Annotated in this window: 15 protein-coding genes; 13 read left to right on the top strand and 2 right to left on the bottom strand. The window is 69.9% G+C overall.

Translation table 11 applies throughout. From position 1 onward, the window contains the following. The first annotated feature begins 41 nt into the window (after positions 1-41). From D7Y15_RS19235 to D7Y15_RS19190, 10 genes are all read left to right on the top strand, one after another. The gene (locus D7Y15_RS19235; protein WP_121753504.1) at positions 42-689 is read left to right on the top strand and encodes a peptidylprolyl isomerase; all 648 of its coding nucleotides are present in this window, start codon (positions 42-44) and stop codon (positions 687-689) included. Beyond that, positions 686-1243, top strand: coding sequence for a peptidylprolyl isomerase (locus tag D7Y15_RS19230; RefSeq protein WP_120576875.1), 558 nt, complete (start codon positions 686-688; stop codon positions 1241-1243). The genes D7Y15_RS19235 and D7Y15_RS19230 overlap by 4 nt, the downstream gene beginning before the upstream one ends. Before the next feature lie 83 nt (positions 1244-1326). Further along, entirely contained in the window at positions 1327-2280 is a 954-nt protein-coding gene (gene era / locus D7Y15_RS19225) for a GTPase Era (RefSeq protein WP_121753503.1), read from the top strand. A gap of 70 nt (positions 2281-2350) precedes the next feature. Beyond that, positions 2351-3760 carry a ribosome biogenesis GTPase Der gene (gene der / locus D7Y15_RS19220; protein ID WP_120576877.1) on the top strand — a complete coding sequence of 470 codons (1410 nt, stop codon included), beginning with the start codon at positions 2351-2353 and terminating at the stop codon, positions 3758-3760. Between the two features lie 98 nt (positions 3761-3858). After that, positions 3859-4665 carry a tol-pal system YbgF family protein gene (locus tag D7Y15_RS19215; RefSeq protein WP_121753502.1) on the top strand — a complete coding sequence of 269 codons (807 nt, stop codon included), beginning with the start codon at positions 3859-3861 and terminating at the stop codon, positions 4663-4665. 46 nt (positions 4666-4711) lie between these two features. Then, the gene (locus D7Y15_RS19210) at positions 4712-5851 is read left to right on the top strand and encodes a PQQ-binding-like beta-propeller repeat protein (RefSeq protein WP_233605015.1); all 1140 of its coding nucleotides are present in this window, start codon (positions 4712-4714) and stop codon (positions 5849-5851) included. Continuing rightward, positions 5848-6285, top strand: a complete 438-nt coding sequence (locus D7Y15_RS19205) for a (deoxy)nucleoside triphosphate pyrophosphohydrolase (RefSeq protein ID WP_120576879.1) — start codon at positions 5848-5850, stop codon at positions 6283-6285. Before D7Y15_RS19210 ends, D7Y15_RS19205 begins: the two co-directional genes overlap by 4 nt. Beyond that, the gene (locus tag D7Y15_RS19200; RefSeq protein ID WP_121753500.1) at positions 6285-7160 is read left to right on the top strand and encodes a ribonuclease H-like domain-containing protein; all 876 of its coding nucleotides are present in this window, start codon (positions 6285-6287) and stop codon (positions 7158-7160) included. The genes D7Y15_RS19205 and D7Y15_RS19200 overlap by 1 nt, the downstream gene beginning before the upstream one ends. A gap of 11 nt (positions 7161-7171) precedes the next feature. Then, the gene (locus D7Y15_RS19195; RefSeq protein WP_121753499.1) at positions 7172-8236 is read left to right on the top strand and encodes a hypothetical protein; all 1065 of its coding nucleotides are present in this window, start codon (positions 7172-7174) and stop codon (positions 8234-8236) included. 69 nt (positions 8237-8305) lie between these two features. Then, the gene (locus D7Y15_RS19190; RefSeq protein ID WP_121753498.1) at positions 8306-9184 is read left to right on the top strand and encodes a DUF3014 domain-containing protein; all 879 of its coding nucleotides are present in this window, start codon (positions 8306-8308) and stop codon (positions 9182-9184) included. A 3-nt stretch (positions 9185-9187) separates the two neighbouring features. Here D7Y15_RS19190 and D7Y15_RS19185 read toward each other — a convergent pair whose 3' ends face one another. Next, the gene (locus D7Y15_RS19185; RefSeq protein WP_121753497.1) at positions 9188-9745 is read right to left on the bottom strand and encodes a hypothetical protein; all 558 of its coding nucleotides are present in this window, start codon (positions 9743-9745) and stop codon (positions 9188-9190) included. A 394-nt stretch (positions 9746-10139) separates the two neighbouring features. On the opposite strand from D7Y15_RS19185, the gene chrA reads away from it, so the two are divergent. Then, positions 10140-11312 (top strand): chromate efflux transporter, encoded by a 1173-nt coding sequence (chrA, locus tag D7Y15_RS19180; RefSeq protein WP_120576885.1) that lies wholly within the window; start codon positions 10140-10142, stop codon positions 11310-11312. Between the two features lie 81 nt (positions 11313-11393). On the opposite strand, the gene D7Y15_RS19175 is transcribed toward chrA, so the two are convergent. Further along, complete coding sequence (locus D7Y15_RS19175) at positions 11394-12233, bottom strand: LysR family transcriptional regulator (protein WP_120576886.1); 840 nt, start codon at positions 12231-12233, stop codon at positions 11394-11396. A 99-nt stretch (positions 12234-12332) separates the two neighbouring features. Between D7Y15_RS19175 and D7Y15_RS19170 the strand changes: the two genes are divergently transcribed. Both D7Y15_RS19170 and D7Y15_RS45855 read left to right on the top strand, forming a co-directional pair. Next, positions 12333-13118, top strand: a complete 786-nt coding sequence (locus tag D7Y15_RS19170) for a DsbA family protein (protein WP_121753496.1) — start codon at positions 12333-12335, stop codon at positions 13116-13118. Continuing rightward, positions 13115-13900: a pirin family protein gene (locus tag D7Y15_RS45855; RefSeq protein ID WP_233605013.1), complete on the top strand. Its 786-nt coding sequence runs from the start codon at positions 13115-13117 to the stop codon at positions 13898-13900. The genes D7Y15_RS19170 and D7Y15_RS45855 overlap by 4 nt, the downstream gene beginning before the upstream one ends. Positions 13901-13995 lie beyond the last annotated feature (95 nt).

Raw genomic sequence — 13995 nt, 5'->3', positions numbered from 1 at the left:
TGAGCGTCTCGTGGGCTCGGAGATGTGTATAAGATACAGCCGTGGCGCTGGCCGCCGTCGCGGCGTTGGCCGCCGAGCCCGCCGCGGGCCCCTGGACGAAGAAGGTCCAGGCCGGCAAGGACCTCTACGCGACGCTGAAGACGAGCCAGGGCGTCATCACCGTGAAGCTCTTCTCCAAGGACGCGCCCAAGACGGTGGAGAACTTCGTGGGTCTGGCCACGGGCGAGAAGGCCTGGACGGATCCGAAGACGGGCGACCCGGTGAAGGGCAAGCCGCTCTACGCCGGCACCGTCTTCCACCGCGTCATCCCGGGCTTCATGATTCAAGGCGGCGACCCCACCGGCACCGGCCGGGGTGACCCGGGCTTCCGCTTCGAGGACGAGTTCCAGAGCGGCCGCGGCTTCGACAAGCCGGGCATCCTGGCCATGGCCAACGCGGGCCCCAACACCAACGGCAGCCAGTTCTTCATCACCACCGCCACGCCCGCGCACCTCACCGGCCGCCACACCATCTTCGGCGAGGTCGTCACCGGCTACGACGTGGTGGAGAAGATTGGCACCGTGCCGCGCAGCGCGCAGGACCGCCCGCAGACGCCCGTGGTCCTGGAAACGGTGACGCTGAGTGAGAAGGCGCCCAAGAAGCCGGCCGCGCCCAAGCCCGCCGCCCCCAAGAAGGGCACCCCGCAATGAGCTTCATGGAGCTGGCCCACGCGGGCACGGAGCTGTTCGGCACCTTCCAGACGACGGAGGGGCGCATCGTGGTGCGCCTGTTCTCCAAGGACTCGCCCAAGACGGTGGAGAACTTCGTGGGGCTGGCCACCGGGGAGAAGCCCTGGAAGGACCCGGTGACGTTCCAGCCCCAGCACGGCCGCCCGCTCTACGACGGGACGCTCTTCTTCCGCTGCATCAAGGACTTCATGATTCAGGGCGGGGACCCGACCAGCCGGGGCAACAACGGGCCGGGCTTCCGTTTCGAGGATGAGTTCCAGAGCGGCCGGCGTTTCGACAAGAAGGGTGTTCTGGCCATGGGCAACACGGGCCCCAACACCAACGGCAGTCAGTTCTTCATCACCGCGGCGCCGCAGCCCCACCTGGACAACCGGTACACCATCTTCGGCGAGGTGGTGGAAGGGCAGGACGTGGTGGACCGCATCGCCAATGAGCTTCCCAAGGATTCAAGCGACCGTCCCCGCCGGGACGTGCGCATCCAGACGTTGACCATCTCCACGGCGCGGCCTTCGTAAGCAGTCCGCCGCCGTACCCTGGCAGTTCCCACGGGGCCTTCCCGAAGTCGGAGTCGGAAGGCCCACTGATCATCTCCGGAAGTATGGCCTCTCAGTCCCAGAAGAAGACCCCTCGCGCTGGCTTCGCCGCGCTCATCGGCCGGCCCAACGTGGGCAAGAGCACGCTGCTCAACGCGCTCACAGGCGAGAAGATCGCCATCGTTTCGCCCAAGCCGCAGACCACCCGCAACCGCATCCTGGGCGTGGTGACGCGTCCGGAAGGGCAGGTGGCGTTCATCGACACTCCCGGCATCCACCAGGCCAAGGGAGAGCTCAACCGCTACATGGTGGAGGCCGCCATCTCCGCGGCCGAGGAGGTGGACCTGGTCCTCTTCCTCATCGAGCCGCCCCAGGGCGAGACGCTGGACGTGACGCCGGGCAACCGCGCCATCCTCGAGCGGCTGGAGAAGGTGGGCAAGCCCACCTTCCTGGTCATCAACAAGATCGACTCCATCCCCAAGGCGAAGCTGCTGCCGCTCATCGCGCTCTACGGCCAGGAGTTCCCCTTCGCGGAGGTGGTGCCCATCTCCGCGCGGGAGAAGGACGGCGTGGACCACCTGTTCCAGGTCGTGCTGGGCCACCTGCAGGAGGGCGAGCCCCTCTTCGCGGAGGACATGCTCACGGACCAGCAGGAGCGCGTGCTGGTGGCGGAGTACATCCGCGAGCAGGTGCTCCGGCACTGCCGTCAGGAGATTCCGTACTCCACCGCGGTGCTGGTGGACGTGTTCGACGAATCCGAGCGCGAGCCGCGCCCCGGCACGCCCCCCGGCCAGCTGGGCGGCCTCATCCGCATCGCGGCGTCCATCTACGTGGAGCGCGACAGCCAGAAGGCCATCCTGATTGGCAAGCAGGGGCAGATGCTGAAGCTCATTGGCACGGACGCTCGCAAGTCCGTGCAGCGCCTGCTGGGTGCGCACGTGTACCTGGACCTGCGCGTGCGCGTGGAGGCCCGCTGGAGCGAGCGCGCCGCGGGTCTGAGGAAGCTGGGTTACGAGTGATGTCGCCGCGGAAGTTTGTGTCGCTGACGTCGTTGCATTCGAAGTCGTCGTCGCTGTCGAAAGAGACTCCATGAAGCCGCTGGTCGCCATTGTCGGTCGCCCCAACGTGGGCAAGAGCACGCTGTTCAACCGCCTGGTGGGCCGCCGTATCGCGCTCGTGCAGGACGAGCCCGGCGTCACCCGCGACCGGCACTACTCCGACGCGGAGTGGGAGGGCCGCGCCTTCACCCTCATCGACACGGGCGGCTTCGTCCCCGGTGAGAAGGACACGCTGCTCAAGCAGGTGCGCGAGCAGGCGCAGTTCGCGGTGGAGGAGTGCGACGTCATCATCTTCGTCGTGGATGCCCGCGCGGGCATGACGACGGCGGACGAGGCCGTCGCCAACTACCTGCGCAAGTCGGGCAAGCCCGTCGTCGTGGCGGCCAACAAGCTGGACAACGAGACCGGGCTGATGCAGTCGCTGTCCGGCGAGTTCTTCCGCCTGGGCCTGGGCGACGTGAACGCCATGTCCGCCGAGCACAACCTCGGCATGGGCAGCCTGATGGACTCCGTGGTGTCCAAACTCCCGGAGAAGCAGGAGGGCGAGGACTCGGAGGCGCCGCCGGACGACGGGAAGATCCGCGTGGCCATCATCGGCCGGCCCAACGTGGGCAAGAGCACGCTGGTCAACGCCATCCTCAAGGAGAAGCGCGTCGTCACCAGCGAGGTCGCCGGCACCACGCGTGACCCCATCGACTCGGAAGTCACGTACAAGGGCAACCAGCTCATCCTCACGGACACCGCGGGCATCCGGCGCAAGAAGACCATCGCGCACCAGGTGGAGCAGTACTCCGTCATCGCGGCGCTGAAGGTGCTGGAGCGCAGCGACGTGGCGGTGCTGCTGATGGACGCCACGGAGCCCGCGGTGGACCAGGACGCGAAGCTCGCGGGCCTGTCCATGGACCGCGGTCGCGCGCTGGTCATCGTGGTGAACAAGTGGGACCTCATCGCGGAGGACAAGCGCCGCCAGGAGGCCTTCCGCGAGGACCTCAAGATCGCCCTCAAGTTCGTGGGCTACGCGCCGGTCATCTTCACGTCCGCCCTGCACGGCTCCAAGGTGGAGAAGGTCGTGGACGTGGCGGTGGAGCTGGCCAAGCAGTTCCGCTTCCGGGCGCCCACCCCGCAGCTCAACAAGCTGCTGGATTACATGGTGGACAACAACCCGGCGCCCATCGTGAAGAGCAAGCCGCTGCGCCTGTACTACATCGCCCAGGTGGCGGCGGCCCCGCCGACCTTCACCCTCACCTGCAACGAGCCGCAGGGCGTGCCGGACATGTACAAGCGGTACATCACCAACCAGATCCGCAAGACGTTCGATTTGCGGGTCCCCATCCGCCTGCTCTTCCGCGAGCGGCCAGGCAAGGCCAAGCGCGAGGCGCGCAAGAAGCCGCACCTGGCCGGCAAGGGTGGCAAGGGCGGGAAGCGGGCAGGGCGCGACTGACCGCGCTCGCGCGTTGACACTCCCAGCGGGCGCTCTTTACAGTGCGCCGCTTTCCCAGAGCGAAGAGCACCGTCGAGCCGGAGAGAGGTCCCCTCATCGTGGCCCAGCAGAAGACCGAGAAGATTCGCCAGCAGGAGCTTCGTCAGCCGGACGCCTTCCAGAAGGCGGGAGCGGACGCGCGGGACTGGCTGATGCAGCGCCAGAAGTTCCTCGCCATCGGCGCGGGCGTGCTCGTGCTGGGCGCGGTGGGCGTGGCCATCGCCAGTGAGGTCTCCAAGCGCGGCGAGGAGACTGCCTCCATGGCCCTGGGCCAGGCGCTCACCGTCCTGGACCGCCCCGTGACGGGCGTGGACCCGGCGGACCCGTCCGCCACGGAGCCCCCGTTCCCCACGGAGGGGGCCCGCGACGAGGAGGTCGTGAAGCAGCTGGCCGCCTTCCGCAAGGAGCACGGCGGCACCCGCTCGGCGACGACGGCCGCCCTGCCGCAGGCCAAGGCCGAGTTCCGGCTGGGCAAGAACGACGACGCCCTGGCGTCCCTGGACGTCTTCCTCAAGGGCGCCCCGGAGAACGACGCCCTGCGCGCGAGCGCCCTGGAAGGCCAGGGCTACGCCTACGAGGCCAAGGGTGACTACGCCCAGGCCATCACCTCCTTCGAGGCGATGGAGAAGGCGGACACCGGCGAGTACCTGGTCGGCATGGGCGCGTACCACAAGGCGCGCATGCTCATTCTGCAGGGCAAGAAGGACGACGCCGCCCAGGTGCTGTCGAAGATTCCGACGGACCACCCGGGCAGCGCCGCGGCCCGTCAGGCCACCGAGCGCATGGCGGTGCTGGCCGCGGAGGGCGTGAAGGTGCCCACTCCGGCACCTCCCGCCGCGCCGGCCACGGACTCGGGTCAGCCGTAGCGCGCTCATGACCATGCGGCTTGCTCGGTGGAAGCGGTGGGTGGGAATGGTGGCCGGGGTAGGGCTCCTGGCCGGGTGCGCGACGGCGCCGCTGTACGGCAACCCGGAGCTGCCCGCGGCGCCCCGTCAGCCGCCGGTGGATTTCTTCCAGGTGAACTGGTGGACGGGGCTCGTCGACAAGGTCCCGCTGCTGGAGTACTCGCCGCGCGAGCCCGCCTCTCCGGTGTACGACCCGGACAGCCGGAACGTCATCGTGCAGACGCGTGACGGTTATGTCCGCGCGGTGGGGCCGGACGCGAAGGTGTCCTGGACCTTCCGCACGGGGGCCCGGGCGCTCGCGGGCGGCCTGGTCAGCGAGGGCGTCGTCTACCTGCCGGGCGGGGATGGCGTGCTGTACGCGCTGGACGGACGCACCGGCGCGGTGAAGTGGAAGTACGCCACCAGCGAGTCCCTGGCCACGGTGCCGGTGCTCGCGGACGGCCTGGTGCTGGTGGCCACGGACACCGACACGGTGTTCGCGGTGAAGGCCACGGACGGCACCTGGGTGTGGCAGTACCGGCGCGATCCGCCGTCCGGCTTCACCATCCGGGGCGCCTCCGCGCCGAAGGTGGACCAGGACACCGCGTACGTCGGCTTCTCCGACGGCTTCCTCGTCGCCCTCAAGGTGGAGGACGGCGGCGTCGTCTGGGAGAAGTCCCTGTCGGGCGCGGGCACGGAGTTCCTGGACGTGGACACCACGCCCGCCATCGACTCGGCGGGGCGGCTGTATGTGGCCTCGTACAAGAACGGCCTGTACGCCCTGGAGGCGGACACCGGCGCCGTCATCTGGAACGCCAGCGTGGGTGGCCTGACGTCGCTCCTGTCGCGCGGCGAGGTGGTGTTCGCCACTGGCGACGGCCGCCTGGACGCCTACCTGGGAGAGACGGGGAAGCTCATCTGGTCGCTCCCCCTCAAGGACAAGACGGCGTTCGCTCCGGTGTTGGCGCGGGGAATGCTCCTGGTGCCCAACGAGCGTGCGCTGCTGTTCGTGGATCCGACGACGGGCAAGTCGCGCCTGGCGTGGAACCCGGGCGTGGGCATCTCCGCGCCGCCGTTCGTGGTGGGCTCGCGGGTGTACGTGCTGTCCAACAACGCGTACCTGTACGCGCTGGACATGAACGACGTGAAGAAGGGGCCGCGCGGGTGACGCGCGCCGTGCCCCGGACGGTGCGGGTGGTGGCCGCGCTGATTCCCAGGCCCGGTCCGGAAGACGGCGGGCCGCGGTACCTGGTCCAGCAGCGCCTTCCCGGTGGGAGCCGCGCGCTCCTCTGGGAGTTCCCCGGCGGCAAGGTGGAGGCGGGCGAAACGGACGAGGCCGCTCTCGCGCGCGAGTGCCGCGAGGAGCTGGACGTGGAGCTGTCCGTGGGCCGCCGCCTGTGGGAGGGCCGGCACACGTACCCGGACCTCACGGTGGAGCTGGTGCTGCTCGCGGCCACGATTGTGTCCGGTGAGCCGAAGCCGCTGGGCGCGCACCAGCTGGCGTTCCACACGCCCACGGAGATGCAGGCGCTGCCGTTCTGCGAGGCGGACGTGCCGCTCCTGGATGATCTGCTGGCGGGAAGGCTGGGTGCGCTCGATTGATGCTGTTGCACACGTTCCAGCTCATCCCCGGCGTGGGGCCGTGGCGCGAGAAGGACCTGTGGTCCAAGGGCATCCGGACCTGGGATGACTTCCCGGACGGCGGCATCGTCATCAGCCGCAAGGCGGACACGGCGGCCCGCGAGCGCATCGCGGAGGCCCGGGCGGCGCTGGCCCGGCGCGACTTGAAGGACCTGGCCCGCATGGTGCCGCCACGCGAGCACTGGCGTCTGTTCCCGGAGTTCCAGGACGACGCCGTCTACTTCGACATCGAGACGGACGGCAGCAAGACGCAGGTGCCCACGGTGGTGAGCCTGTTCGACGCCGCGGGGCTGCACGTCTTCATCCAGGGCCGGAACATGGACGCGCTGCCAGAGGCCATGGCGAAGCGGCGGCTGTGGGTGACGTTCAACGGCTCGTGCTTCGACGTGCCGGTGCTGAAGGAGTACTTCGGCGAGAAGAACTTCCCGGTGCCGGAGGCGCACATCGACCTGCGCTTCGTGACGCGGCGGCTGGGGATGGGCGGCGGGCTGAAGGAGATCGAGGAGAAGCTGGGCGTGGGACGGCCGCCGCACCTGAAGGGGGCGAACGGCTACGACGCGGTGTTGCTGTGGCGTGCGTACCTGCGGCGCGGCGACGTGGAGGCCCTGCGCTACCTGGTCGAGTACAACCTCTACGACTCGTTCCAGCTCCGGTCGCTGATGGACCTTGCGTACAACAAGGGCGCGGACGACCTGAACCTGGACGTCCCCCGGCTGAAGGTCTTCGAGCGCGGCGACCTGCTGTACGACGTGAGCCGGCTGCTCCTGGAGTTGGGCCCCACCGAGCGCGACGTGGACACGCTCGCGCGCGTGCGGGCCATGGAGCAGGATTCCTGAGCGGCCAGGTCGTGCCTTGGGTTGGCCGGCCGCGGCCCGGCACGCCGTGGGGCATCCCCAGCCGCCGCGTGGCGCTCACCCGGATCACGACCCTGCCGGTGATGGACGCGGAGTGGGCGGGTGACGGCTTCGTGCTGCCTCCCGCGGCCTCGGGCTCGGACGTCGCGGTGGGGCTGGCCGTGGGAATGCGGCGCCTGGCCGTGCTCGGGGCGCGGGAGTCCTGGCCGCCGGAGCGTGCGCTGGAGCTGCCCAGGACCGCGGGGCTCGTGGCGTTGCATCCGTCGCTCGGGTGCGCGGCGGTGCTGGGCCCGGGGCGCATCGAGATGGTGGGCCGTGCGCTGGACGGGAGTCCGGTGGACACGCCCGCGCGGACCTGGACGCGGAACACGCAGGCCCTGGGGTTCGACATCACCGGCGAGGGCCTGTGGACGAGCGGCGTCCAGGATGGGCGGGCGTCGCTGCGCGTCCTGGATGCCCGAACGTTATCGGACGTAGCGGGGACGGAGGCGGGGCTCGAGCTCGGGGCGCCGACGCTGGGTGAAGACGACCTGGACGGGCTGCACGAATGGATGCCGCATCCGAGCCTGCCGGTGATGGGCGTGGCGGTGAGCCTGGGCCAGGAGGGCACGTGGCTCACGTTCGTGGAGCGCGGCGCCACGGGGCTCGTGCGTGGCGCGGCGGTGGCTTCGGTGGAGGCGCCGTTCTATCCGGCGGGGTTCCTTCTGGACGGCTCGGGCTTCGTTGGCGTGGGCGGCACCTGGGTGCGGCGCTGGACGTACCCGGAGGCCACGCTGGCGGCGGAGTTCCTGCTGCCGGAGCAGGGCACGCTCGCCACGGGGTACAGCGGGCTGGTGACGGAGCGGGCGGTGCTGGTGGCGGTGGAGGACCTGTTGGAGGCGGGGGAGTGGTACCTGCTTCAACTGGACCCCGCGTCGCTGCGGCCCGTGTGCGCGTGGGAGCTGCCGTTGTCCACGGAGGCCGTCACGTCGGTGCACCTGTTGCCCGGCGGCTTCATTCTGTCGCCGGAGGACGGCCAGCTCTGGCGCCTGCCAGACGAGGTCCTCTCCGCGCGGTGAACACAGACGGCGCGGATTGTTCACGCGCGCGTGGAATGGCTCGGAGGCCTGTCTGTAAGGTCCGGGACCATGAGCGATCCGAACTTCGTGAATCAGGGCCCTGGAGCCATTCCGCCGACGCCGGAGGCCGAGCCGCCGAAGGCACCGTCTCGGGGCAAGGTCCTGGGCATCCTGGTCGCGCTGATGGTCGTGGGCGTGGTCGGTTCGTACTTCGGCCTGAGGCGGCAGTCCGAGGCGCCGGTGGTGACGGCAACGCCCGTCGTGGACGCTGGCGTGGCGGAGGTGCCTCCGGAGGTGTCGCTGCCGGAGAGCGACGGCCGCATCCGCGACCTGGTGGGCAAGCTGTCGGTGGACCCGGAGTTGGCGAAGTGGCTCCAGGAGCGCGACCTGGCGCGCCGGTTCACCGCGTCCGTGAGCAACATCGCTGAAGGCGAGAGTCCTCGGGCTTCGCTGTTGTTCATGGCGCCCGTGGGGGCGTTCCAGGTGGGCGCGGCCGGGGCGAACGGGCGCTCGGAGATCGCGCCGTTGAGCTACGCGCGCTACGACCTGGTGGCGCGGGTGCTGGGGTCGCTGGACGCGTCCGGCGCGGCGATGGTGTACCGGGAGCTGAAGCCGCTCTTCGATCAGGCGTACCGGGAGACTGCACCGCCGGATCAGCACTTCGAGACGGCGTTCGGCCGAGCCATCCAGCACCTGTTGGTGGTGCCGGTGCCGAAGGGGCCGGTGGAGGTGGAGTCCAAGGGCGCGCTGTATGTCTATGCGTCGCCGGAGCTGGAGGGCCTGAGCAAGGCCCAGAAGCACCTGCTGCGGATGGGCCCGGGGAACATGCGGCTCATCCAGGCGAAGCTGCGGGAGCTGCGCACGGCGCTGAACCTGCCGACCCCGGCACCGGCCACGCCCGAGCCGTTGCCGGATCAGGCGCCGGGGCAGTCCGAAACGCAGGAGTGACGGCTACCTGGACTTCTTCTTGCCGCCCTTGGCGGGCGGCGGAGGCGGCTTGGGCTTTTCCTTGTCGCCGATGATCTGGAACGAAGCCCGGAGGTCCTCGACGTCGCGGCCGAGCGAGTCCTGGAACGACGTGCCGGTCTGCGAGTCCACGACGAGGGTGTACGAGTAGCCGGTCTTGAGCGGCTGCGGCAGGTGGATGCGGTACACGAGGCCGTCATCGGCCTCGGACACGGAGTCGTCGGAGACCATGGCCCGGTCGGCTTCGTCCATGAGCCGGACGCGGTAGTTCTTGAGGCCCAGGGTGCTGCGCAGCTCCAGGTCGGAGGTGGGCTCCACGAGCGGCTTTTCCTCCAGAGCCAGGGGGATGAGCGCGGAGCCACCATCCGGCGACAGGTACTGGAGCGTGAAGACCACGGCCTCGGGACCCGAGTCCGGGGCCGCCGTGGCGCTGGTAACGCCGCCGTCCACGGGGGCCTGGGCCGTCTTGTCAGGGCAGCCCGTCAGCAGGGCCGCGGTGAGGCCGCAAAGCGCGGCGAGTCCGGTTCGTCGGAAGAGGCGCATGGGGCGGCAAGGTACGTTCCGGAGCCGGGCTCGGGAAGCACGAGATTCCACGGCCGATGCCGGGCGGTTGGTGGCCGACGATATGTTCGGCGATGGGTGGACGCATGGCTGGAGGCGTACCTGGACCACGTCGATGAGCCCGGCGACACATGAACGGCGGAACCAAGGCGCGGGCTGGGCCGGTTACGCGAACGTCCATGGAGGCCCTGGGCGGGCCGGGGAAGCGCCTGGAATCCTTGGGGGACCCCCAGTCATAAGGTCTGATAAGAAGCGTTATGTAAACTAAGCCTCTGGGGCCTAGGTGGGGGTCGTTGAGGATCGTCCCTGCCCGGCGCCGTGGCACCATGGCCGCGCTTTCCGCCGGTTCTGGTTCACGACGAGGCTCCTTCGGCGCATGGACTCCCCTCATTCCGGCGACGTCACCCGGGGCTCGCTTGGCGAGGTCGCGCAGGTCTTCCTCCGGCTGGGTCTGACGGCCTTCGGGGGCCCTGCCGCGCACATCGCGATGATGGAAGACGAACTCGTTCGGCGGCGCCGGTGGCTGTCCCCTGAGGAGTTCCTCGACCTGCTGGGCGCCACCAACCTCATCCCGGGCCCGAACTCCACGGAGCTGGCCATCCACCTCGGCCACCGGCGTGCCGGCTGGCCCGGACTGCTCGTGGCCGGCACGTGCTTCATCGTCCCGGCGATGCTCCTGACGCTCGCGGCGGCGTGGGCCTACGTGCGTTTTGGCACCCTGCCGCAAGCCGGCGCCCTGCTGTACGGCGTGAAACCCGTCATCCTTGCCGTGGTGCTCCAGGCCCTGTGGGGCCTCGGTAAGACGGCCCTGACGACGCGCCCCCGGATCGCCGTGGCCGCCGGTTCAGCCGTGGCGAGTGCTCTTGGCGTCAACGAACTGCTCATCCTGGCCCTGGCCGGCGGTTCCCTGGCGGCCTGGAACCACTTTCGATCCGCTCCAGCTTCCAGGTCGGCGCTCACGCTGACGCCTTTCGCCCTCCACGGCGTCACAGTCATGGCTGCCACGGCCGCCGTGCCGTTCAGCTTGGGTGGCCTCTTCCTGTTCTTCCTCAAGGTCGGCAGCGTGCTGTTCGGCAGCGGCTACGTCCTGCTTGCCTTCCTCCGAGCGGATCTCGTCGAACGCTGGGGCTGGCTCACCGAGGCCCAGCTCCTGGACGCGGTGGCCGTGGGCCAGTTCACGCCGGGCCCTGTCTTCACCACGGCGACATTCATCGGCTACCTGGTGGGCGGAACGCCCGGCGCGGGGCTCGCGACGCTGGGCATCTTCCTGCCCGCCTTCGTCTTCGTGGCGCTGAGCGGCCCCCTGGTGCCCCGGCTTCGCCGGTCTCGGACCGCGGGTGCGGTGCTCGATGGCGTCAACGCGGCGTCGCTGGCCCTCATGGCCGTGGTGACATGGCAGCTGGGACGCGCGGCATTGGTGGATGGCTGGACGGTGGCCCTGGCCGTGTTCGGCGCGGTGTTGCTTCTTCGCTGGCGGGTCAACTCGGCCTGGCTGGTGTTGGGCGGTGCCGCCGCCGGGCTAATGAAGAGTGTTCCGTGGTTTTGGTGACCCGCGACGCGAGAACCTTTCTCTTTGGCTTCGGCCGTCGAGAAGATCGCTCAGGGAGAGCGCCTTCCCGTCCTGAGGACCTCAGGCCTCCCACACGCCTGGGGCGCTCCGGAGTGCTTTGGAGAGTGACTCCCGCGCCCGCCGGAGGGCCACGTCCGCGCGCCGGGTGGCGGCGGACAGCAGCCACACTGGTGGGCCGCCCGGGAGTTCCTCCTCCAGCACCAGGCGCGGGTCCCCTTCCGCGAGCAGCGCCGGGAGCACGCTCCGCCCCAGACCCGCGACGCAGGCAGCCCTGATTCCAAGCAGCGTGTCGCACTCCACGAGGGACTCCGCGTCCTCAGGGACAGCCTTCCACCAGCGCATGGAGGATCGGGTGCGCAGGTTCCCTGATGGCAGGACCCAGGCCGCCGAGTCTTGCCTTGCGGCCCGCGCCCGGAACACTCCGAGCCGCAGCCTCCCCAGTTGCTGTCCCCGCAGCGCACCGCCCGGCGTGTGACTCGGCCGTAAGGCCAGATCCGTCACCCCGGGCTCCAGCGCCAGTTCGCTCTCGGAGATGCGCACCTGGACCCGCTGCGCGAAGCCGCACGTGCGCAGCGCGCCGAACAGCAGTGACGCCAGCACTTCATTCGTGGTGATGACGAGCCGGCCTGCGCGCGCCCGGCGCTGCTCCTCGATGAGTGCCCCCACGTCCAGGGCGTGGGGGTGCATGCGGCCCGCGCGCTCGGCAATGGCGAGGCCGAGCGGCGTCGGGCGCAACGTCGCCCCACGCAGGAAGAGCGGCACCCCGAGCACGCGCTCGAGGGCGTCCACCCGCCGCGAGATGGTCGAGTGGCGCAGCGAGAGCTCGCGCGCCGCGCCCACGACGCTCCCCGTGCGCACCAGCGCCTCCACCGTCTGCAGGTCGTCCCAGGCGATGTGCATGAACGCACATGCTGTGCGCGTCCGCGGGCGTCGTCAACGTCGGGGGCTGGGGCTATCTCTCGGGGCGTGGCAATGACGCCACTCCCGCAGGAGCAACACATGGTCCCTGTCCCTCACGACAACGAGCACGAGACGCCCTCTGACGTGCAGGCGCTGTGTGACCCCGAGACTGGGACGTGCGCGCTCCCCGGCGCGGCGCAGACGAGCGCCGGGCCGAGCGCCGAGGGGCCCGTGGGAGAAGTGCTCTATGTGGGGGACCCGATGTGCTCCTGGTGCTGGGGGGGATCGCCCGGCCTCCGCGAACTGGAGGCGGAGGCAATCCGCAGGGGTATCCCCTTCCGCATCCGGGTGGGCGGGCTCCGTGCAGGAGGCGGGGACCCCTGGAACGAGCGGTTCAAAGGCTTCCTGCGCCACCACTGGGAAGAGATTGCCGCGCGCACCGGGCAGCCGTTCTCCACCCGGTTCCTCGACCGGGCGGAGTTCAACTACGACACCGAGCCTGCGTGCCGCGCGTTCCTCGTCATGCGCGGGATGCTCGAGGAGATGCCGGGACCGGAGACGCGCGCGTACGAGGTGTTTGCCTCCATGCAGCGGAAGTTCTACGCCGACGGAGAGGACCCGACCGTGGCGGCCTTCTACGAGAGCATCTGCGCCGCGCACGGCCTCGACTTCAGGGTGTTCCTGAACCGGTTCGACCATGCGGACGCGAAGCGGGCGACGGCGAACGAGTTCCAGGAGGTCCGGGCCCTGGGCGTGAGCGGGTTCCCCACCGTGCTCTTCCGTGGCGGCGCCGGCCTCGAAGTGCTCGCGAGCGGCTTCATGACCGGACCGCGCATGCTCGAAGCGCTCGCTCGGGCGACGAAGCGGGCAAGGAGCGAGGCGTGAAGCTCGGACGCCGTGCGCTGGTGCGCGGCGGCGCCCAGCTGTTGGGGCTCACCGTGCTCGGCTGTTCCCCTCCTCCAAAGCCTGCGCCCGTCGCTGACGTCCGCCTGCGCCCGCTCTCGTCCTTGCCGGTCACGGAGCTGCCCTGGCTGCGCCTGCACGACCACTTCATCGCCACCGTGGGCCCCAGCGCAGGCCAGGGACGCCCGCTCGGCAGCCTTCTGGTCCTGGCGGATGCCACCTTCGCGCCGCGCTCGCGCTTCCCGCTCCACCCGCACCGGGAGATGGAGATTCTGAGCATCGTCCTCAGCGGCGAGCTGAGCCACCACGGGGACCAGTCCCACGGGGCGACCCTGCGCCCACGCGAGGTGCAGTTGATTTCGGCCCGGGACGGCATGGTCCACGCCGAGGGCAACGAGACGGATGAAGACACGCGGATGCTTCAGCTGTGGTTCACCCCCAAGCAGCACGGCGGTGCACCCGCCTACTTCCGCCGCTCCGTACCGCACGATGCACGAGGAGGCCGCCACCTGATGGCCGGGGACGAGGTGATGCCCCTTCGGAGCGACGCGCGCGTGTGGTGGCTGGACCTGGCGGCGGGACAGGACACCGCACTCGAGGTGGCCCCGGGACGTGCCGGCTATCTGCTGTCCCTGGATGCCGCCCTGCAACTGGGGCAAGGGCGAGTCCTCGCCAGGGGCGAGGGGGCACAGCTGCACCGGGGAGGCCTGACGCTGCGCTCCTCGCAGGACTGCAACGCGCTCTGGATTGACGTCGCGGCCTGACATTCCAGAGAGACTGGCTGGGGTTCATTGGGGCCCGTCCTCTCTGCCCCTGGGCCCCTTACGCATACGTCGTCTGCGACATGCTGGGCGCCTGC

Source organism: Corallococcus sp. AB030, from assembly GCF_003668965.1.
GTDB lineage: Bacteria > Myxococcota > Myxococcia > Myxococcales > Myxococcaceae > Corallococcus > Corallococcus exiguus.
Note: the sequence above shows the minus strand (reverse complement) of the source record. Positions and strands in the feature narration are given on the sequence as shown.